We start from the raw sequence: 20,444 nt of genomic DNA, 5'->3' as shown, positions 1-20,444 counted from the left end.
TGGCCGAGGCCCCCGGGCCCCGGTCTCCGGCAAGGGCGCAGGTGCCCGCGTCCGTCGGCGACGACTTGAGGAGTAACCCGCATGGAGTTCCTTCGGCCCGCTACCTGGGACGAGGCACTCGCGGCGAAGGCCGAGCACCCCACCGCGCTGCCGATCTCCGGCGGCACGGACGTCATGGTCGAGATGAACTTCGACGTGCACCGGCCATCCGCGATCCTCGACCTGAACCGCATCACCGAGCTCACCGAGTGGAGCAGCGACGGCGAGACCGTCCGGCTGGGTGCGGCGGTGCCGTACACCCGGATCATCGAGGAGCTGTCGGGGCCGCTGCCGGGCCTGGCGCTGGCCGCGCACACCGTCGGCTCGCCGCAGATCCGCAACCGCGGCAGCGTCGGCGGCAACCTGGGCGCGGCCTCGCCGGCCGGCGACTCGCACCCGGCGCTGCTGGCGGCGGGCCGGGAGGTGGCCGTGGAGGCGCACTCGGTGCGCGGGGTGCGGCTGATCCCGATCGACGAGTTCTACGTCGGGGTGAAGCGCAACAGCCTGGAGCCGGACGAGCTGATCGGGGCGGTGCGGATCCCGGTCGCGGACGGCCCGCAGCAGTTCTCGAAGATCGGCACCCGCAACGCGATGGTGATCGCGGTCTGCGCGTTCGGCTTCGCGCTGCACCCGAAGGACGGCACGGTCGGCACCGGCATCGGCTCGGCCGCGCCGACGCCGCGCCGGGCGGTGGAGGCCGAGGAGTACCTGCGGGGGGTGCTGGCCGAGCGCGGCCTGTGGGAGTCCGGCGAGCTGCTGGGCCCGGAAGTGGTGCAGCGCTTCGGCGAGCTGGTGAAGGCCGCGGCCTCCCCGATCGACGACGTCCGGGGCACCGCCGACTACCGGCGGCACGCGCTGGCCGTGATGGCCCGGCGCACCCTGACGTGGTGTTGGAACGACTATCGCAAGCAGATCAGGAGCGCGGCATGAGGGTCACGTTCAGCGCGAACGGCAAGCCGGTGGAGGCCGACGACGTGTGGGAGGGCGAGTCCCTGCTGTACGTCCTGCGCGAGCGGGTCGGCCTGCCCGGGTCCAAGAACGCCTGCGAGCAGGGCGAGTGCGGCTCGTGCACGGTCTACCTGGACGGGGTGCCGGTGTGCTCCTGCCTGGTGGCGGCGGGCCAGGTGCAGGGCCGCGAGGTGCGCACCGTGGAGGGCCTGGCCGGCCCGGACGGCGAACTGGGCCTGGTCCAGCAGGCGTTCGTGGACGCGGGCGCCGTGCAGTGCGGCTTCTGCACCCCCGGCCTGCTGGTGCAGACCGACGCCCTGCTGGCCGCGGACCCGCAGCCCTCGGACACCGACATCCGCGAGGCGCTGTCGGGCAACCTGTGCCGCTGCACCGGCTACGAGAAGATCATGGACGCGGTGCGGCTGGCCTCGGCCCGCACGTGTGCGGGCAAGGAGCGCGCGGAATGAGCACCCGTACCATCGCGGGCCAGAAGAACCTGCAGAAGATCAACCAGGCGGCCAAGGACGGCATCGGCGGCTCACCGCTGCGTCCCGACGGCACGCTGAAGGTGAAGGGCGAGTTCGCCTACTCCTCCGACCTGTGGCACGAGGACATGCTGTGGGGCACCGCGCTGCGCTCCCCGCACCCCCGGGCGAACATCCTGTCGGTGGACGTCTCCGAGGCGCTGAAGGTGCCCGGGGTGTACGCGGTGCTCACCCACGAGGACATCCCGGGCGAGAAGTACTACGGCCTGGAGATCGCCGACCAGCCGGCCCTGGCGATCGACAAGGTCCGCTACCACGGCGAGGCGATCGCCCTGGTGGCCGCCGACCACCCGGAGACGGCCCGCCGCGCGGTGAAGAAGATCAAGGTCGAGTACGAGGTGCTCACCCCGATCGTCACCGAGGAGCAGTGCCTCGACCCGGAGACCCACGGCTACGTGCACGAGCCGCACGAGTACAAGTCGCACGCGTACGGCAACGTCTGCCACGAGCAGAAGCTGGTCTCCGGCCTGGGCGTGACCGACGAGGTGCGGGCGCTGGCGGACGTGATCGTCTCCGGCGAGTACGAGGTCGGCATGCAGGACCAGGCGTTCCTGGGCCCGGAGTCCGGGCTGGCGGTGCCCGCCGAGGACGGCGGCGTCGACCTGTACATCGCCACCCAGTGGCTGCACGTGGACCGCCAGCAGATGGCGCCCGTGCTGGACCTGCCGCTGGAGAAGGTCCGGCTCACGCTGGCCGGGGTGGGCGGCGCGTTCGGCGGCCGCGAGGACCTGTCGATGCAGATCCACGCCTGCCTGCTGGCGCTGCACACCGGCAAGCCCGTCAAGATCGTCTACGCCCGGGACGAGTCCTTCTTCGGGCACGTGCACCGCCACCCGGCGCGGATGCGCTACGAGCACGGCGCCACCCGCGACGGCAAGCTGGTCTTCGCCGACTGCCGGATCGTGCTGGACGGCGGCGCCTACGCCTCCGCCTCCCCCGCGGTGGTCGGCAACGCCGCCTCGCTGGGCCACGGCCCGTACGTGATCCCGAACGTGCGGATGCACGCGATCGCGCTGTACTCCAACAACCCGTCCTGCGGGGCGATGCGCGGCTTCGGCGCGGTGCAGGCCGCGTTCGGCTACGAGTCGCAGATGGACAAGCTGGCCGAGGCGCTCGGCATGGACCCGGTCGAGCTGCGGCAGCTGAACGCCGTCACCCAGGGCGACCGGATGCCGACCGGGCAGGAGATCGACGCGCCCGCGCCGGTCGCCGAACTGCTGCAGCGGGTCAAGGACATGCCGCTGCCGCCGCCGCTCGACCTGGAGCACCTGGACGTGCGCACCCTGCCGGGCGCGCTGTCCAACACCTCGCACGGCGAGGGCATCGTGCGCGGCGTCGGCTACTCGGTGGGCATCAAGAACGTCGGCTTCTCCGAGGGCTTCGACGACTACTCCACCGCCCGGGTCCGGCTGGAGGTGATCGGCGGCGAGCCGGTCGCCATGGTGCACACCGCGATGGCCGAGGTCGGCCAGGGCGGCGTCACCGTGCACGCCCAGATCGCCCGCACCGAGCTGGGCGTCGAGCAGGTCACCATCCACCCGGCCAACACCGAGGTCGGCTCGGCGGGCTCCACCTCCGCCTCCCGGCAGACGTACATGACCGGCGGCGCGGTGAAGCTGGCCGCGGAGGCGGTCCGGCACGCGCTGCTGGAGCGCGGGCGGCACCGCTACGGCTGGACGCAGACCGACCTGTCGCTGGTCGGCGGCAAGGTGGTCTCGGCCTCCGCCGGGGTGCTGATCCCGATCGTCGACCTGCTCGGGGACGACGCCATCGAGCAGACCCGCGAGCACCACCACCGCCCCACCGTCCCGTTCGACAAGGAGACCGGGCAGGGCTTCGGCCACGTCCAGTACACCTTCTGCGCCAACCGCGCCGTGGTCGACGTGGACGTGGAGCTGGGCCTGGTCAAGGTGGTCGAGCTGACGGCCGTGCAGGACGTCGGCAAGGCGCTCAACCCGCTCTCGGTGGTCGGCCAGATCCAGGGCGGCTGCACCCAGGCGCTGGGGCTCGCCGTGATGGAGGAGATCGTGGTCGAGGACGGCAAGGTGCGCAACGCCTCCTTCACCGACTACCTGATCCCGACCATCCTGGACACCCCGCCGATCCCGGTGCAGATCCTGGAACTCCCCGACCCGAACGCCCCGTACGGGCTGCGCGGCGTCGGCGAGGCCCCCACCGTCTCCGCCACCCCGTCGATCGTCGCGGCCATCCGCCAGGCCACCGGCAAGGCGCTCACCCGCATCCCGGTGCGGCCGGAGCACCTGACCGACACGCTCTGACGGTTCGCCGAGAACGTCCCCGGGGGCGGCACCCGGTCTTCCCTGCCGACCCCCGGGGCGCTGCCGGAGTCTCGCCGGGCCCCGCAGCACCCCCACCCGTGAGTCGAACCAGTCCCCCTGCGTACCCCACCTGACGGGCACCCAGGTCGGCTCGCCCACCCCAACCCCCTATGAACCTTGGGAGTGGACATGTCCCGGACCTCCACGGAGCCCGGCCCCACCGAAGAAGCGGCCCCCACCGCCTCCGACACACCCGCCAGAGGCGCCCTCGACGCCTACTTCAAGATCTCGGCGCGCGGCTCCACCCTGGGCAACGAGATCCGCGGCGGTCTCACCACCTTCATGGCGATGGCCTACATCGTCCTGCTCAACCCGATCATCCTGAGCGGCGCGGACGTCACGGGCGCCAAGCTCGGCCACGCCCAGCTGACCACCGCCACCGCGCTGGCCGCCGCCGTCACCACGATCCTGATGGGCGTGGTCGGCAACGTGCCGCTGGCGGTCGCGGCCGGGCTCTCCGTCTCCGGTGCGATATCCGCGCTGGTGGTGCCGCACACCACCTGGGCGCAGGCGATGGGCCTGTGCGTGATCTACGGCCTGCTGATCGTGCTGCTGGTGGTCTCCGGCCTGCGCGAGAAGATCATGAACGGGATCCCGCTGCCGCTCAAGCACGCGATCACCATCGGCATCGGCCTGTTCGTCGCGATCATCGGCTTCTACAAGGCCGGGTTCGTGCACACCGGCGGCCCCACCCCGCTCTCGCTCGGCCCGTTCGGCGAGCTGCAGGGCTGGCCGGTGCTGATCTTCGCGCTCACCCTGCTCACCATCTTCGTGCTGCTGGCCCGGAACGTCCGGGGTGCGATCCTGATCGGCATCGCGGCGGGCACCGTGGTCGCGCTGGTGGTCGACGAGGCGGCCGGGCTGACCGCGAAGGACTGGGGCGGCACGGCGCCGACCTGGCCCGGCTCGCCGGTCTCCGCGCCCGACTTCGGGCTGTTCGGGCACGTCGACCTGTTCGGCGCGTTCGGCTCGCACGGGCTGGGGGCGATCAGCGCCTCGGTGGCGGTGTTCACCCTCGTGCTGGCCGGGTTCTTCGACGCGATGGCCACCATCATCGGCGTCGGCACCGAGGCCGGGCTGGCCGACGACAAGGGCCGGATGCCCGGCCTGTCCAAGGCGCTGTTCATCGACGGCGCGGGCGGTGCGATCGGCGGCGTGGCCGGCGCGTCCGGGCAGACCGTGTTCGTCGAGTCGGCCACCGGCGTCGGCGACGGCGCCCGCACCGGCCTGGCCTCCACCGTCACCGGCGGCGTGTTCGCCCTGATGCTGTTCTTCTCGCCGGTCGCCGCCGTGGTGCCGGTGCAGGTCGCCTCCGCCGCGCTGGTGGTGATCGGCTCGATGATGATGAGCCAGGCCCGGCACATCGACTGGTCGGACCGCGAGATCGCCATCCCGGCGTTCCTCACCTGCGTGCTGATGCCGTTCACGTACAGCATCACCGCGGGCGTCGCGGCCGGCGTCGTCTCGTACACCGTCATCAAGGCGGGCACCGGCAAGTGGCGCGAGCCCGGCCCGCTGATGTGGATCCTGACCGGCGTGTTCGTCGTGTACTTCGCGCTCGTCCCGATCAAGTCCTGGCTGGGCGTGCACTGACACCCGCGCCTCCCCCGCCGCCCCGCCGCACCCTCCGGCGGGGCGGCACCCGCCGTCCGTGAGTCCGTGAGTCCGTGAGGAGCAACCCCGTGCACGACATCGCCGACCAGTTGCACACCTGGCACGCCGCCGGACGCCGCTACGCGGTGGCCACCGTGGTCGGCGTCTCCGGCTCCGCCCCGCGCGAACCCGGCGCGGCGCTGGCCGTCGACGCGGACGGCGAGGCGGTCGGCTCGGTCTCCGGCGGCTGCGTCGAGGGCGCCGTGTACGAGCTGTGCCGGAGCGCGCTGGAGAGCGGCGCCCCCGTGCTGGAACGCTTCGGCTACAGCGACGAGGACGCCTTCGCCGTCGGCCTGACCTGCGGCGGCCTGCTCGACGTCTTCGTCCAGCCGGTCACCCCCGGCGCGGACCCCGGCCTGGACGCCGCCGTCGCCTACACCGCCTCCGGCACGCCCGTCGCGGTGGCCCGGATCGTCGACGGCCCGCCCGCCCTGCTCGGCGGCACCCTCGCCGTCACCGCCGACGCCCACCACGGCTCGTTCGCCTCCTTCCGGCTGGAGCGCGCCGCCGTCGCCGAGGCCCGCGCGATGCTCTCCGCCGGGCGCACCGGGCGACTCGTGCTCGGGCTGGACGGGCGGCCCTGCGACCCGTCCGCCGCCGGGACCGTCACCGTCTTCGTCGAGGCGTACGTGCCGCCGCCGCGGATGCTGGTCTTCGGGGCGATCGACTTCGCCTCCGCGGTGGTGCGGATCGGCAAGTTCCTCGGCTACCACGTCACCGTCTGCGACGCCCGGCCGGTGTTCGCCACCGCGCGGCGCTTCCCCGAGGCCGACGAACTCGTCGTCGACTGGCCGCACCGCTACCTCGACACCCAGCTGGAGCGGCTCGACGGCCGCAGCGTGCTGTGCGTCCTCACCCACGACGCCAAGTTCGACGTCCCGCTGCTGGAGCGCGCCCTGCGGCTGCCGGTCGGCTACGTCGGCGCGATGGGCTCCCGCCGCACCCACCGCGACCGGGCCGCCCGGCTGCGCGAAGTCGGCCTCACCGAAGCCGAGTTGGCCCGCCTGCACTCCCCCATCGGCCTCGACCTCGGCGCCCGCACCCCCGAGGAGACCGCCGTCTCCATCGCCGCCCAACTCGTCGCCGAGGCCCGCGGCGGCTCCTGCCTCCCGCTCTCCGCCACCGGCGGCCCGATCCACCACGACCCCGCCCCGGCCGACCGCGGCTCCCCGCACGCGGCCTGAGCGGGCCTCACCTCAGCGGCTGTCGCCGGTCCAGTCCCAGCGCCGCGGGTCGGTCGGGCGCGGCTCGTAGCGGGAGGTGCCGGCTCCGCCGTAGCGGCCCAGGTGGGTGGGGAGCGCGGCGCCGTCGGCGAGGGTGTCGGCGGCCCAGCCGGTGACGTCCAGCAGCAGCCCGTCCAGCGGGCCGCCGACCAGCTCCCGGTACGCCCGGCCCGGGCGGGGGCCGGGGTCGTCGTGGTCCGCGCCGTAGACCCGGCCCCGCAGCAACTGCTCGCTGTCGCGTTCGTCCATGGGGCCAGGCTCGCACCCCCGACCGACAACCCGGGCCCGGCGGGCGCCCCCCGGGGTCAGCACTCCGTCTTCTTCGCGGGGCTGAAGAGGATCGGCACGTCCTCCGTCACCCGCTGTCCGTTCCGCGTGACGACGGCCCGGTAGGTGCCGCCCCGGTCCTCGGGGAGGTCGACGGTGTAGAAGCGCCGCTCCACGCCCCCGACCGTGTACCGGGCGACCTCCGCCAGCGGGTGGTCCCGGCCCGCGCAGCTGACCGAGACCGCCTCCTCGGAGCTGGCCATCAGCAGGGCCGTCATGGTGTCGTCGGCGTTCAGCGTGGACCAGAAGACGTGCCGCAGGCCCGGACCGGTCACGGCCAGCTTCTCCGGCCCCTCGCACGTGGACGCCGGGGTGAGGCGGGTGACCGCCTCCACCAGGCAGACGTCCCCGGACGCCGTCTGCCAGAGCAGTTGCGGCACCTGACCGCCGTGTCCACCGATCGGGGCGACGGAGCCCTCCACCGGTGACCAGCCCTCGGCCGCCGCCCTCTCCAGCGCCTGGCTGCGCGCCTCGGCCGGGAACCCCGCCACGGGGGCCGCCGACCCGGTGGGCGCCCCGGTGGGGCTCGCCGACCCGGTGGGCGCCCCGGTGGGGGCCACGGCCGTCGCGTGGTCGTCCGGGGCGCCGGAGCCCTGGGTGCAGGCCGCGAGGCCCAGCAGGAGGACGGCCACGGCGGTGGGAGCCGTTCTGCGGCCGATCGGTTTGCGCGCCATCTCTGTTCTCCCCCTTCGACACCCCCGACCCGTACGCCGGGAGGAGGCCCGAGTATGGCACCGCCTCCGGCCCCGACGCCCCGTGGTTTCCCTCCCGTTACCGTGCCTCCCGCTACAGCCCCTCCCCCAGCGTCCCGCCCTCCCGCGCGCCCGGCAGGACCCAGGCGACGGCGGAGGCCGTGTGCGTCAGGAACGGCGTCAGCGCGTCGCGTTCGGCGAGGCGGGTCTGGACGCGGGCGAAGAGGGCGGGGTCGGGCATGAAGGCGCAGAAGAGGAGGCCGCGGTCGGTGGGGGCGTCGTCGTAGGACCAGCCGCGGCGGAGCATCCGGGCGCCGCCGTCGAGGCGGGGGCTGCTGAGGCGGACGTGGGCGGTGGCGGGGATGACGTAGGAGCCGTCGGGGTGCTTGGCGTAGATGTCGGGGTCGTCGTGCTCGGCGCTGCCGGTGAGCGGGGCGCCGGTGTCGGCGCGGCGGCCCACGGCGAGTTCGCGGCGGTCGGCGGGGAGGGCGGCGAAGGCGGCGGTGTCCATCCGGATGCGGCGGTAGACCAGGACGGTGCCGTCCCGCTGCCAGAGGGCGGGGTCGGCGGGGTCGGGGTTGGCGGTGCCGTCCTTGAAGCCGAACAGGTTGCGCGGGGTCCGGCCGTCGGGGGCGGGGGGCAGGAAGCCGCCCTGGTGCCAGCGGAGGGCGGCGCCCGCGGCGGTGGCGGCGGTGAGCAGGTGTTCGGTCAGGACGCCGGTGGTCCAGGGCTGTTCGGCGCCGACCTGGAGCAGCAGGTCGCCGCCGCTGCGGGCGGGGTCGAGGCGGTCGCCGGGGAGGGCGGGGAGTTCGGCGAAGCCCTCGGGGGCGGGCAGCCGGAGGCGGGCGGCGAGGGCGGGGCCGATCGCGGCGAGCGAGGTGGTGCGCGGCGGGGCGCCGTCCAGGCGCGGGTCGTCGAGGGTGCCGTCGGCGGCCCGGGCGAGCACGTCACCGGTGGCGGCGAGCAGGGCGCGCAGCGCGGTGCGGTCGGTGTCGGCGGGCAGGTCGAGGGCGAGCAGCCGGGTGGCGGGGAGCGGGGGCTGGGTGACGCCGGACTGCCGGGCGCCGTGGAAGGGGACCGGCGCGGGCGGCGGCGGGGCGGCGGCCGGGTGCCGCTCCTCGCGGGCGAGGACGGTGGCGGCACCGGCTCCGGCGGCACCCGCCGCGAGGGCGGCACCCGCGGCGAACAGGGTGCGGCGGTCGATCCGGGCCCGTGGCGGTGCGGCGGCGTCCTGCGGGTTCCCCGGTTCGGTGTGCACGGCCGCCATTGCAGACGATAGAACACGTTTCATGCAACTCCGCCTATCTCTCTTTTCCTTGATGAACCGTCAGGCCCGGACGGGCCGGTTGGCGCTCGGTGCGGCGCTGCTGCTGCTCCCGGCCGCGGTCGGCTGCTCCCCGGGCGGGGACGGCCGCACGTCCGCCGACCGCCATCCGCCGGGGGCGGTGGTCCGGGTGCCGGAGGACTTCCCGACCGTGCAGCGGGCGGTGGACGTCGCGAACCCGGGCGACCTGGTGCTGGTCGGCCCGGGGACGTACCGGGAGAGCGTGCGGATCACGAAGCCGCGGGTGGTGCTGCGCGGAACGGACCGCAACGCGGTGGTGTTCGACGGCGGCCTGAAGCTGGTCAACGGCGTCACGGCGACGGGCCCGGGCAGCGTGGTGGAGAACCTGACCGTGCACGGCTACCTGGCCAACGGCGTGCTGTTCACCGGCGTCACCGACGAGAAGCTGCAGCGCCACGGCGCGGGCGGCTCCGCGTACGACCCGCTGGACACCGCGCGCTTCCCACCGGTGCAGGGCTTCCGGGCGACCCGGGTGACGGCGTACGGGAACGCGCTGTACGGGATCTACGCGTTCGACGCGCGCGGCGGGGTCATCGAGGAGTCGTACGCGTCGGGACAGGCCGACTCGGGGATCTACGTCGGGCAGTGCAAGCCGTGCGACACCCTGGTGCGGGGCAACACGGTGGAGCGCAACGCGGTCGGCATCGAGATCACCAACGCCTCGGAGAACCTGACGGTGGTCGGCAACCGGGTGGTGGGCAACCGGGTCGGGGTGACGGTCAACTCGAACGACCTGGAGTCGCTGGCGCCGCAGCACGCCGCGGTGATCGCGGGCAACGTGGTGGCGGACAACAACGCGGCGGACTCCCCGGAACAGGCCGACGGCGGTTTCGGCATCGGGATCGGCATCGGCGGCGGGACGGGCAACCGGGTGGAGCGGAACCTGGTGCGGGGCAACCGGGCGGCGGGCGTGCTGGTGACGGACCCGCCGGGGCACCCGGCGTCCGGGAACCGGGTCACCGGGAACGCGGTCACCGGCAACGGGGTGGACCTGGTCAGTTCGGCGGCCGACCCGGGCAACTGCTTCACCGGCAACGGCCCTTCGACGCAGAGCCCGGACCGGCTGGAGCAACTGGCGGCCTGCGACGCACCGGGCGCGGGCCCCGTCCCGGCGGGCCGGACGGCGGGCGTGCAGGCCCCGCCGGGAACGGCCTTCAACGCCGTCCCGGCGCCGCCCCCGCAGCCCTCGCTGCCCGACCCGCAGGCCCCGGCCGCCCCCGCCGTCGACCTGCCCGGCCGGGTCGACCCGGACGCCTACCCGCTGCCCACCGGAGTCTGAGACGACGACGCCCCGCCTCACCCCGCCGTCGCCCACGGCGCCTCCGGGAGCTTCGCCCCGGGCTGCGGCCCGTGGAAGTCCAGGGTGGTCGGGGTCCCGAGGCCGGTCATCCGCATGGTGACGCGGCGCAGGCCGCCGTCGGCGTCGACCCAGTAGGTGAGCGGTGAGGGGTCGCCGCTGGTGGCGGCTTCGCGCGGGCGGGGGCCGGAGACGCGGTCGTGGTCGCGGCCGTCGATGCGGTCGTGGCCGAGCAGGCGGGGGCCGGCCTGGGCGAGGAGCAGCGGGTTGTCGGGGCGGTCGGCGCCGAGTTGGACGGCGAGGTCGAGTCCGGCGTCGAGCGGGTCGGTGCCGTAGGGGCGGGAGGTCCAGCCGGTGCGGGGGACGTGTTCGGCGCGTTCCCAGGGTTGTCCGTCCGCCCCGGCGGGGGACTTGGCGAGGCCGAGGCCGCCGGTGTCCCAGACGACGAGTCCTTCGTCGAGGACGCCCCGGCTGCCGGTGACCCGGTAGCTGCCCGCGGCGTGCCGGGTGCGGTAGTCGATGACGCCGTGCACCTCGACGACGGTGCCGCCGCCCTCCCGGACGGTCAGGTCGACGGCGGCGGGGCTGGTGCCGTAGAGGGTGAACCGGGAGAGCGCGAGCCGGGAGGCCTCCTCGGTGGTGAGCGGGCGGGCGTCGTCCTGGCGGGCGGCGACCTGCCAGGCCGTCACCCCGCCCGCGGCGGTCAGGACGGCGGCCAGGACGGCCGCCACCGCGTACCGTCGACGGTTCTTCTTCTGCGTGGCCACGGGTTCCTCTGCGGGGTGCGGGAGTTCACGGGTGGGGCCCCGGGTTCGCACCCGGGGCCCCGTCGGTCGGTGGGGGGGTCAGCCGGTGCGGCGCCTGCGCACCGCGACCAGCAGGCCGGTGCCGAGCACCAGCAGCAGCGCTCCGCCCGCGAGCGCGTACGGGACGGCCCCGTCCAGGCCGGTGCTGGCGAGGTTGCCCGAGGGTGCCGGGCGGGCCTGCGGCGGCGCGGGTGCGGCCGGGGTGGGCGTCGGGGTGGGTGTCGGGGTGGGGCTGGGGCTGGGCGGCGGGACGGGGGTGTTGACGGCGGTGGTGGTGATGCCCGCGTCGAGGTGCGCGTCGTCCAGCACGACCGGTCCGAGGACCGGCTGCTCGGGCGCCCGGTAGCCCTCGGGCGGGGTGACCTCCTGCCAGTAGTAGGTGCCGAGGTCGGCCTGGCTGGTGCAGGTGCCGTCCTCGCCGGTGGTGCACGGGTCGCCGACGGCGGTGTCCGGCTTCGCGCCGTCGCGCTGCAGGCCGTCGGTGCCGTTGGTCTCGCGCCACAGCCGGAAGACCGCGCCGGGCAGCGGCTTGCCGTCCTGGTCGTGCTTGACCAGGCGCAGCGCGCCCCGTTGCCGTTGGAAGCCGAAGTCGAAGCTGTGGTCGTCCTGGCCCGGGCCGCCGGTGGTGAGCGCCCGTTCGACGTACGTGCCGCCCTTCGGGACGGTGCCGTCGGAGTCGGTCAGGCGGTTGTCACCGACGTTGTCCCTGGTCGGGACCCAGTGGTGCAGCGGGCCGCCCTCGGCGTAGTCGGCGGGGTCGTCGAGCCGGATGGTGTACGAGGTCCGCGGCTTCAGCCCGCCGGTGACGTTGCCGTCGTCGAAGTAGTACTCGCCCCGGGCGGTGGTCCTCGTGGTGCCGACCAGCTTGCCGTCCGCGTCGTACAGGTGGACGGTCGCGCCGGGGACGGGCCGTTGTTGCGGCAGTTGCAGGCCGGAGCGTTCCGGGTCGTACCAGACCCGGTTGCCGATCTGCAGCGGGGCGCGGTCGCAGAGCACTTCGAGGTCGGCCATCGCGGCGCCCTTGCCGAAGCGTGAGCGGCCGTCGGAGAGTTCGTTGCCGAAGCCCGGGTCGGGTGCGCCGGTGCGCAGGGTGAACATCGTTCCGGCGGTGACGATGTTGTTGGAGACGTCGTAGCCGGAGGCGGCGATCGAGTTCTCGACCTTGGACAGCGCCATGCCCGCGAACGCCGGGTACGGGTGGCCGCCGGGGTAGGGCCGGCTCAGGTCGAAGAAGCCCTGGTTGCGGGTGGTCCGGCCGCAGCCGAGGTTGACGTCCAGCACGTAGGCGTCGCCCGACCTGCAGGCCTTGTTGAGGTCGGCCGAGGCGAGCACGTAGACGAAGCCGTTCGGCAGCGGCTGCCCCTCGGGCGGGGCGGCGGCGGCCTGGTCGGCGTACCGGTCGCGGAAGGCGAGCAGCATCGAGCCGTCGGTCTCGAAGCCGACCTCGCCGAGCTCGGGCTCGGGGTTGAGGCCGCAGACCTGGCCGTTCTGCAGCGGCTGGTCGTCCTGCCACGGGTACCAGTAGTAGCCCGCGCAGATCTGCGCCGGGGTGCCGCGGTGGTCGAGCGGCTGGTCGAGCACGGCCGCCCCGAAGACGCCGGTGGCCGGGTCGAAGGGCAGCACCACGGCCCGCAGGTCGGTGATCCTCCCGGTCGACTGGCCGGAGCAGACGCCGCCGACGTAGCCGACCCCGTCCTGCATGCCGAGGCCGTACGGGCGCCAGTCGTCCGGCGACGGGCAGCCGCCGGAGGGGACGGCGTAGACGGCCTTCGGGGCGGACGCGGTCGGGGCGGTGGCGTCGTAGCGGTACAGCTTGCGGTCGTGCAGGTTGACCACGTACAGGTCGCGGCCGTCCTCGGTGAGCTTCAGCCCGCCGAGGCTCTCCTTGCCGACCGCGGGCAGGAACGCCGCGTCGTCGCCGCCGGTGTGCGCGGTCGTCCCGGCGTTCGGGACGGTCGCGAACAGCGCGGTGGTCCGCTTCGCCGGGTCGGTGACGTAGATCGCCCCCGTCCCGCCGGGCCCGTACGCGGTGGCGCGCTTGGCCTGGGCGGAGCTGAACAGCCGCCGGTCGTCCCGGTTCCAGGCGATGCCGAAGACGTTGCCGGTCTCGCCGCCGGTGCCGAGGTCGGTGACGTCCTTGTTCACGCCGCGCGACTCGTACGGGAAGGTCAGCAGGGTGCGCTGGCCGGCCGGGGCGCCGATCGGGGGCTGGCAGGCGGTGGCGAGCGGGGCGCTGCGCTGGCAGTAGTCGGCGGGGTTCCACAGGCCGGTGGTGAGGGCGGCCTGCTTGCCCGCCGAGAGGTCGACGAACTCCTCGTTGCTGCTCAGCTTGTTCGGCGCCCCGGCCAGGCCCTCGCGGGCGGCGAACGCCGGGTACAGCACGCCGGGCTTCGGGTTGACCACCTCCACCCGGTACTTCCCACTGGCGGTGGCCTTCGCCGGGGTCAGCGTCACGGTGCCGTCGGCGGCCGTGACCCCCGTGCGCACCGCCCCGTCGTCCCCGGTCAGCGTGACGGTCACCCCGCCCATCCCCGGCTCCAGCGCCGGGGTCCACGTGCCGCTCTCGTCGACGGCCCGGACCACCCGCACCGTCACCGAGCCGTCCGCGCCGGCCGGGGAGGCCGAGGGGGCGGCGACGGCGGTGGCCGCCGCGAAGGCCGCCACCACGGCGGCGGCCCGTTCGACCCGGCGGCGGGCCGCACCCGGTACGGGCGCCCTGGTCTGTTGATCTGTCTTGGCCATTCCCTGCTCTCGTCGTCGGTCCGGGAGGCGCGCCGAGCGGCCGTCGGAAGATCGCCCGGACGGCTCGGAACGCACCTCTTTTGGCCGAATGTTAAGCGGAATACGGCCATCCGGGTTGCTGGAGAAGGAAATTGACGGTCCGTCACGAAGCACGGCGATCAGAACCGCGTGCGCCTCGTGCGCCCCCTCCTGACGGGCCGTCAGTTTCTCGCCACGGCCCCTGCCCGCCCCCGGCACCGGACGCCCCCGACCGCCCGGCCCGGACCGGGGCCCCGGCCGGGGCGCACGGCGGGCACGCGGAGGGCGCACGGGAGATCGCTCCGTCGACCTCTCGGCCTACCGACTTGTCGACCTGCCGACCGCCTGCCACCGGCACCCGGAGGCCCGCGCCGTGTGCTCCCCGTCCTCCCGGTTCTCCCAGCGGACGTTCCGGCGTGACCGGGGCGGGTGGGCGCAGGAGAATGGAACGGTTCGCGGAAGCCCTGAACAGGCGCAGGAGGCGTGCGATGCGAACCTTGATCGTTGCGGAGATCGACACCGACAAGTCCAACGACTTGATCACCAGCGGGAAGATGCCCGAGATGATGGGCAAGCTGATGGAGCAGTTGCGGCCCGAGGCGGCGTACTTCTACCCGCTGAACGGCCACCGCGGGTTCACCCTGGTGGTGGACGTGGACCAGGAGTCCTCGCTGGTCACCACGATGGAGCCGCTGTGGATGCAGCTCGGGGCCAAGGTCACGGTGACGCCGTGCATGTCGGCGGACGAACTGCGGGCCGGGATCGACAAGTTGCGCGGCTGAAGCGGCGGCCCCGCCCGGCCGGGACGAGCGGGGGCGGCCCGACCCGGGCGGTCGGCGGTGGGTGGCGGACGGCCTGCGGTCAGTCGCCCAGGGCGAGCTTCGCGCCGAAGCCGAGCACCGCGACGCCGGTGGCCCGGTCGAGCAGGCGGCGGACGGAGGGGCGGCGCAGCCGGGTGCGCAGGGTGCGGGCGAAGGCGATCAGGACGCCGGACCACAGCAGGCCCTCGGCCACGTGCACCGAGGTGAGCAGCACCCCGGCGGCGAGGTGCGGGGCTCCTGCCGGGATGAACGGCGGCAGGACGGCCACGTAGAAGACGCCGACCTTCGGGTTGAGCAGGTTGGTGAGCGTCCCGCGCCGCCAGCCGGCCCACCAGCCGCCGCCGGTGTCGTCCCGCTCGGGCGCCTCGTCCGGCTGCTGGTGGCGGCTGCGCAGCATCCGCACGCCCATCCACAGCAGGTAGCAGACGCCCGCCCAGCGCAGCGTCTCGTACCCGAGGCGGGAGGCGGTGAGCAGCACGCTGATCCCGGCCGCGGAGGCGGTGCCCCAGATCAGCGTGCCGGTCTGGATGCCGAGGACCACGCCCCACGCCTGGCGCCGCCGCCCCAGCACGGCGGTGCGCAGGATCAGCGCGGTGTCGAGCCCCGGGGTGAGCGTGAGCAGGCCCACCACCAGGGCGAAGGAGGCCAGCGGTCCGGCCATCGTCGTCAGGTCCATGGACTGCCAGTCTACGGGCGGGCGGGCGGCCTACGGGTGGGCGGGGCGGCCGAACCGGGCCAGGCAGTGCCACACCTTCTTCAGCTCCTGCGGGTCGTGCTCCCCGCTGCGGGCGGCGGCGCCGATCGCGGCCGGGTCGAGCACGCCGTCGCGGGCGACCGCGGCGGCGAGCGCGGTGATGTGCGGACCCCGGTAGTCGGCGTACCGGGGGAGCTCGGCGGCCGGGAGGCGGTAACCCGGGTGCCACTCGACGGGGCAGGGCAGGGCGCGGGCGGCGGCCTCGACCTCGGTGCCGCGGTGGCTGGGGTCGAGGACGAGGGCGGCGACGTGCAGGTCGAACCGGACGGGGTCGTGGAGTTGGGCCTCGATGTAGTCGTCCAGGGCGTCCTGCTCGTCGGCCTCGGCGATCGCGAGCAGCGGCATCGCCTCGACGGTGCCGAAGTCCTCGGGCTCGAGGAAGCTGTCGGGGTAGCAGAAGGTGGCCCGGTGCAGGGTGCCGGGGGCGAGGCGGAAGTGCGCGGAGCCGAAGCGGGGCGCGCCGCCGTAGGGGCTGCGGTGGCGGTTGAGCGCGCCGTAGACGGGACGGCTCCCGGCGGGGGCCTCGTCGTAGGCGCCGCCGAAGATCCGGCTCTCCCACTTCCAGCGGTCGCCCCCGGGGTGGGCGGTGAGGCCGCCGTTGCTCGTCCCGGTGCTGAACTGGGAACGGTAGACGCCGTCGCGGGCCATCGCGACCAGCACCGGCACGCCGTCGGGGCCGGTGCGGTCGGGGTGGAAGTTGAGCGTGACGTCGAGCCCGGCGGGCAGCGGGTCGCCGCTGCTGCGGGCCGCGACGTGCCGCAGGGCCGCGCGGGCTTCGGGCGTCTGTTCCATGGCGCGCAGTCTGCCCTGGTCAGGGCCCTCCCCGCAGCCGCTTTCCGCTGCGAAGCTCGAGGCCGCGAAGCCGGGGGCGCGGGGAACTGTGCGCGGGGGAACGGGGCTTCGGGAAGATCCGGTCGGCAACGGAACCCCAATCCTGGCTGCGGCCCGCGCGGAGCGTGTCACCCCCCGCGGCTCCGCCCACCTGCAACTGGCGCACCGTCCACGGATCTTGCCCGCGTCCCGTCCCCTCCCGCGCAGTTCCCCGCGCCCCCGGCTTCGCAGCTCCCGGCTTCGCGGCCCTCGGCTTCGCAGCCCCCGGCAGGGGGGTTCTCAGCCCGCGTTGGTCCGGGCCGCCAGGCGCAGCAGCGCCGGGCTGAGCCGCCCGAGCAGGCGGGCGGCCTTGGCCTCGAAGGTGACGGGGACGACGGGCTTGCGGGTGCGGACGGCGCGGAGGATCTCGGCGGCGACCTTCTCCGGGGGGAAGCCGCGGCGGGCGTACAGCTTGGAGACCTTGGCCTGCTTGGCGGCGAGGGCGGCGTCGTCGAGGCCGGAGAAGGTGCTGGTGCGGGTGATGTTGGTGTGGACGATGCCGGGGCAGATGGTGGAGACGCCGATGCGGTGCGGGGCGAGTTCGGCGCGCAGGCAGTCAGAGAGCATGAAGACCGCGGACTTGGAGGTGGCGTACGCGGCGAGCCGCTTGGCGGGCAGGTAGGCGGCGGCGGAGGCGAGGTTGACGATGTGGCCGCCGGTGCCGCGTTCGACCATGAGCCGTCCGAAGGCGCGGCAGCCGTGGATGACGCCCCACAGGTTGACGTCGAGGACGCGGCACCACTCCTCCTCGGTGGTCTGCAGGAAGGTGCCGGAGTGGCCGATGCCCGCGTTGTTGACGACCACGTCGGGAACGCCGTGGTCGGCGGCGACCTGCCGGGCGAAGGCGTCGACGGCGGCGCCGTCGCTGACGTCGACCCGGTAGGCGGCGGCCTTGACGCCGGAGAGTTCGCAGAGTTCGGCGGTGCGCTGGGCGGCGGGCAGGTCGCGGTCGCAGACCACGACGCGGACGCCCCGGTCGGCGAAGGCGAGGGCGGTGGCCCGGCCGATGCCGCTGCCGCCGCCGGTGACGACGGCCAACTCGCCCGCCGCGGAGGGTTCCTGGCGGACGGCGCCGTGGTCGCGGGCGGTGAACTCGCGGACCATCGCGGCGACCGTGGGGCCCTTCTCCAGCAGCGCGGACCAGTGGGTGGCGTCGAGGCTGCGCCGGGTGAGGCGGGGGGCCCAGCGTTCCAGGCCCTCGGAGAGGAAGTCGGCGACGTAGTGGTCGCGTTGCAGGGTGATCAGCTGCACCGGCACCTCGGTGCGCCGTTCGCGCGGGGCCCGGACGCGGGGGCGCATGTTGGCCCGGTACAGCTCGATGCCGTGCACGGCGTCCTCGGCGAGGGTGGCCTGCGGGTGGCCGGGCCGGGGGCGGACGGCCTCCAGGTCGCGCAGCACGCGGGGCCACAGCCGGGCCAGGCCGAGCTTCCAGGCGGCGGGGGCGAGCACGGGCAGCTGGAACAGCGCGATGTACCAGGAGTGGGCGCCCTGGCGCAGCAGTTGGGCGAGGTGCCGGGGGGTGGGGCGGCGCAGCCGGTGCCGGATCCAGTGGCCCATGTGGTCGAGGCAGGGGCCGGACATGGTGGTGTAGGAGGCGATCCGCCGGTACGCGCCGGGGGCGGTGACGGCCTCCCAGGCCTGGACGCTGCCCCAGTCGTGGGCGACCACGTGCACGGGGCGGTCGGGGCTGACGGCGTCGGCGACGGCGTACAGGTCCTGGCCGAGCAGTTCGAGCCGGTAGTCCTCGCGGGCGGCGGGGACGCCGGAGGCGCCGGAGCCGCGGGTGTCGTAGCGCACCACGTGGTGGTCGGCGGCCAGGTCGGCGGCGACGTCGTCCCAGACCGAGTGGTCGTCGGGGTAGCCGTGCACCAGGAGCACCGTGGGGCGGGCCGGGTCGCCCTGCTCGTACACGGCGAGGGCGAGTCCGCCGGAGTCGACGGTGCGGCGGCGGATGTCGGTGCGGCGGCCGGTCATGCTGCGTCCTCCTGGAGTGCCCAGCGCCGCACGTGCGGCAGGTCGTCGTCGAGCCAGTAGGCGTCCTCGTCGGTGACGACGAGGAGTTCCTCGAACTTGATGCCCACGTCGCGGAAGCCGATGTGCGGTTCGACCGCCCACAGGCCGGGCGTGGGGGCGTGCCGGGAGGCGCGGCCGCCCGCCCAGAGCGGGGAGCGGCCCTCCAGGCGCTCCTTGACCAGTTCGCGTCCGAGGGTCTGCAGCGTACGCACTCCGAAGCCGAACAGGTTGACGCCGGCCGGGCCGCGGGCGGTGTTCCTGGTCACCTGGTGGCCGATGACCCGGCCGGGGTAGACCTGGTGGCGGTTGTCGTAGCCGTGGGCGGCGAGTTGGGCGTCGACGGCGGCGTACACCTCGGCGAGCGGCTTGCGGGCGCGGACCTCGCGCAGGATCAGGTCGCGGTAGGTCCGGAGGTCCTTGGCGAGCAGGTCCCAGACGGGATTGTCGCCGACCTTGCCGCCGTAGCCGATGTCGGCGGTGTAGCCGTCCACCACGGGCGCGCAGTCCAGCACGTACGGCATGCCCTCGGCGAGGACGCGGGAGCCCGCGAAGAACTGCAGCGGGGTGTGGAAGTGCCGGAACGCGGTGCGGTCGCCGAACCAGGCGAACGGGACGTGGAAGAAGTCCTGCACCCCGGCCCGCACCAGGCAGCGGCGCAGTTCGGCGGTGGCCTGGCGTTCGGTGACGCCGGGTTCGATCCAGGCGGCGACCTGTTCGGCGCAGTGGTAGGCGAGCTGCTGGACCTCGCGGAACTTCGCCAGGTCGCGCTCGTCGTACGGGAATCGCGGCACCTTCGGCATCTCACACCTCCAGGACGAGGGTCTCGCCCTCGGCGGCCCGGGACACGCACGGCAGCAGCAGGCCCGCGGCCCGCTGCTCCTCGGTCAGGCGGCGGTCGCGGTGCTCGGGCGTCCCGCCGGAGGCCTTGAGCACGCAGGTGCCGCAGAAGCCCTGCTTGCACGAGTACGGCAGGTCGGGGCGCAGCTCGCGGGCGACGTCGAGGGCGGAGCGGTCCGCCGGGACGGTCAGCGTCGCGTCGCCGATCCGGATCGCGAACGGGCGGCCGCCTCGGATCGGCGCGGCGCCGAAGCGTTCGAAGTGCAGGGACGCGGCGGGCGAGGCGGGCAGCGCGCGCTGGACGGCCAGCAGCATCGGCGCGGGCCCGCACACGTAGACGGCGGCGCCGCGGGGCGCGTGCGCGAGCAGTTCGGCCGCGTCGGGGACGCCGTGCGCGTCGTCGGTGCGGACGGTCACCCGGGCCGGGTCGAGCGCGGTCAGCTCGGCGGTGAACGGGAGCGCGGCGGCGGTGCGGCCGGTGTGCACCAACTGCCAGTCCACGCCCGCCTGCTGGGCGGCCCGGGCCATCGGCAGCAGCGGCGTGACGCCGATCCCGCCGGCCAGGAACAGCACCTTCTCCTCCCCGCAGAACGCGAAGCCGTTGCGCGGGCGGCGCACCCGCAGGCGCATCCCGACGTGCAGCGCGTCGTGCACCTCGACGGAACCGCCGCCGCCGTCCGCGATCCGGCGCACCGCGATCCGGTAGGCGTGCCGGTCCGCCGGGTCCCCGCACAGCGAGTAGTGGCGCTCGCGCCCCGACGGCAGCGTCAGCACGATCCGCGCCCCGGGCTGCCAGGGCGGCAGCGTCCCCCCGGACGGGTCGCCCAGCCGCAGCTCCACCACGTCCTCGGCGACCACCCGGTGCGACAGCACCACCAGGTGCAGCGGCGGCACCCCCCGCGCCTGGCCCCGGCGCGGGCTGCGGCGCAACCCGGGGCGGCCCAGCGCGGGGCTGTACCAGTCGCCGAAGGCGGTCAGCCGGGCGAAGAAGCGGTCGGCGCGGGGGCGTCCGTAGAGGTCGGGGGGCGGGGTTTCGAGGTCCATGGGGCGACGACTCCAAGAGGGGGAAGGGCTGCGAAGCCAGGGGCGCGGGGAACTGCGCGAAGGGGAACGGGACGAGGGCGAGGTCCGTGGACGGAGAGTCGGCGGCGGGCGGGCGGAGCCGCGGGGGTGAC

The 20,444-nt window shown here is 74.6% G+C and carries 17 protein-coding genes; 7 read left to right on the top strand and 10 right to left on the bottom strand.

Annotation, left to right across the window (positions count from 1 at the left end):
• The first annotated feature begins 81 nt into the window (after positions 1–81).
• The 5 genes from ACFY00_RS04800 (at position 82) to ACFY00_RS04780 (ending at position 6,708) form a co-directional block, all read left to right on the top strand.
• On the top strand, positions 82–969 hold the full coding sequence (locus ACFY00_RS04800) for an FAD binding domain-containing protein (protein ID WP_388027227.1): 888 nt from the start codon (positions 82–84) through the stop codon (positions 967–969).
• Positions 966–1,454: a (2Fe-2S)-binding protein gene (locus ACFY00_RS04795; protein ID WP_388027226.1), complete on the top strand. Its 489-nt coding sequence runs from the start codon at positions 966–968 to the stop codon at positions 1,452–1,454. Before ACFY00_RS04800 ends, ACFY00_RS04795 begins: the two co-directional genes overlap by 4 nt.
• The gene (pucD, locus tag ACFY00_RS04790; RefSeq protein WP_388027224.1) at positions 1,451–3,811 is read left to right on the top strand and encodes a xanthine dehydrogenase subunit D; all 2,361 of its coding nucleotides are present in this window, start codon (positions 1,451–1,453) and stop codon (positions 3,809–3,811) included. The genes ACFY00_RS04795 and pucD overlap by 4 nt, the downstream gene beginning before the upstream one ends.
• Before the next feature lie 189 nt (positions 3,812–4,000).
• Positions 4,001–5,464: an NCS2 family permease gene (locus ACFY00_RS04785; protein WP_388027223.1), complete on the top strand. Its 1,464-nt coding sequence runs from the start codon at positions 4,001–4,003 to the stop codon at positions 5,462–5,464.
• 89 nt (positions 5,465–5,553) lie between these two features.
• Positions 5,554–6,708, top strand: a complete 1,155-nt coding sequence (locus ACFY00_RS04780; RefSeq protein WP_388027220.1) for an XdhC family protein — start codon at positions 5,554–5,556, stop codon at positions 6,706–6,708.
• Positions 6,709–6,720: 12 nt separating this feature from the next.
• Here ACFY00_RS04780 and ACFY00_RS04775 read toward each other — a convergent pair whose 3' ends face one another.
• The 3 genes from ACFY00_RS04775 to ACFY00_RS04765 form a co-directional block, all read right to left on the bottom strand.
• A complete protein-coding gene (locus tag ACFY00_RS04775; RefSeq protein ID WP_388027219.1) occupies positions 6,721–6,996 on the bottom strand; it encodes a hypothetical protein in 276 nt (91 codons plus the stop codon).
• A gap of 56 nt (positions 6,997–7,052) precedes the next feature.
• Complete coding sequence (locus ACFY00_RS04770; RefSeq protein ID WP_388027216.1) at positions 7,053–7,748, bottom strand: hypothetical protein; 696 nt, start codon at positions 7,746–7,748, stop codon at positions 7,053–7,055.
• Positions 7,749–7,860: 112 nt separating this feature from the next.
• On the bottom strand, positions 7,861–9,033 hold the full coding sequence (locus ACFY00_RS04765) for a Dyp-type peroxidase (RefSeq protein ID WP_388027214.1): 1,173 nt from the start codon (positions 9,031–9,033) through the stop codon (positions 7,861–7,863).
• Between the two features lie 52 nt (positions 9,034–9,085).
• Here ACFY00_RS04765 and ACFY00_RS04760 point away from each other — a divergent pair, with 52 nt between their 5' ends.
• Positions 9,086–10,390: a nitrous oxide reductase family maturation protein NosD gene (locus ACFY00_RS04760; RefSeq protein ID WP_388027211.1), complete on the top strand. Its 1,305-nt coding sequence runs from the start codon at positions 9,086–9,088 to the stop codon at positions 10,388–10,390.
• A gap of 17 nt (positions 10,391–10,407) precedes the next feature.
• Here ACFY00_RS04760 and ACFY00_RS04755 read toward each other — a convergent pair whose 3' ends face one another.
• Positions 10,408–11,175, bottom strand: coding sequence for a hypothetical protein (locus tag ACFY00_RS04755; protein WP_388027209.1), 768 nt, complete (start codon positions 11,173–11,175; stop codon positions 10,408–10,410).
• 78 nt (positions 11,176–11,253) lie between these two features.
• A complete protein-coding gene (locus tag ACFY00_RS04750) occupies positions 11,254–13,956 on the bottom strand; it encodes an SdrD B-like domain-containing protein (protein ID WP_388027206.1) in 2,703 nt (900 codons plus the stop codon).
• Between the two features lie 506 nt (positions 13,957–14,462).
• Here ACFY00_RS04750 and ACFY00_RS04745 point away from each other — a divergent pair.
• Complete coding sequence (locus tag ACFY00_RS04745) at positions 14,463–14,756, top strand: hypothetical protein (RefSeq protein ID WP_388027204.1); 294 nt, start codon at positions 14,463–14,465, stop codon at positions 14,754–14,756.
• A 79-nt stretch (positions 14,757–14,835) separates the two neighbouring features.
• On the opposite strand, the gene ACFY00_RS04740 is transcribed toward ACFY00_RS04745, so the two are convergent.
• The 5 genes from ACFY00_RS04740 to ACFY00_RS04720 all read right to left on the bottom strand — a co-directional run bounded on the left by ACFY00_RS04740 (position 14,836) and on the right by ACFY00_RS04720 (position 20,313).
• A complete protein-coding gene (locus ACFY00_RS04740) occupies positions 14,836–15,471 on the bottom strand; it encodes a LysE family translocator (protein WP_388027201.1) in 636 nt (211 codons plus the stop codon).
• Positions 15,472–15,501: 30 nt separating this feature from the next.
• Positions 15,502–16,341 (bottom strand): DUF3626 domain-containing protein, encoded by an 840-nt coding sequence (locus tag ACFY00_RS04735; protein WP_388027199.1) that lies wholly within the window; start codon positions 16,339–16,341, stop codon positions 15,502–15,504.
• Positions 16,342–16,659: 318 nt separating this feature from the next.
• Positions 16,660–18,393: an SDR family oxidoreductase gene (locus tag ACFY00_RS04730; protein ID WP_388027198.1), complete on the bottom strand. Its 1,734-nt coding sequence runs from the start codon at positions 18,391–18,393 to the stop codon at positions 16,660–16,662.
• On the bottom strand, positions 18,390–19,232 hold the full coding sequence (locus tag ACFY00_RS04725) for a M24 family metallopeptidase (protein WP_388027195.1): 843 nt from the start codon (positions 19,230–19,232) through the stop codon (positions 18,390–18,392). The genes ACFY00_RS04730 and ACFY00_RS04725 overlap by 4 nt, the downstream gene beginning before the upstream one ends.
• 1 nt (position 19,233) lies before the next feature.
• A complete protein-coding gene (locus ACFY00_RS04720) occupies positions 19,234–20,313 on the bottom strand; it encodes a PDR/VanB family oxidoreductase (protein WP_388027192.1) in 1,080 nt (359 codons plus the stop codon).
• Between the last annotated feature and the right edge of the window lie 131 nt (positions 20,314–20,444).

Origin of the sequence: Kitasatospora sp. NPDC001540, assembly GCF_042894345.1 — a bacterium.
Lineage (GTDB): Bacteria > Actinomycetota > Actinomycetes > Streptomycetales > Streptomycetaceae > Kitasatospora > Kitasatospora phosalacinea_C.
The sequence above is the reverse complement of the archived record's forward strand: the minus strand, read 5'-3'. Positions and strand labels throughout refer to the sequence as shown.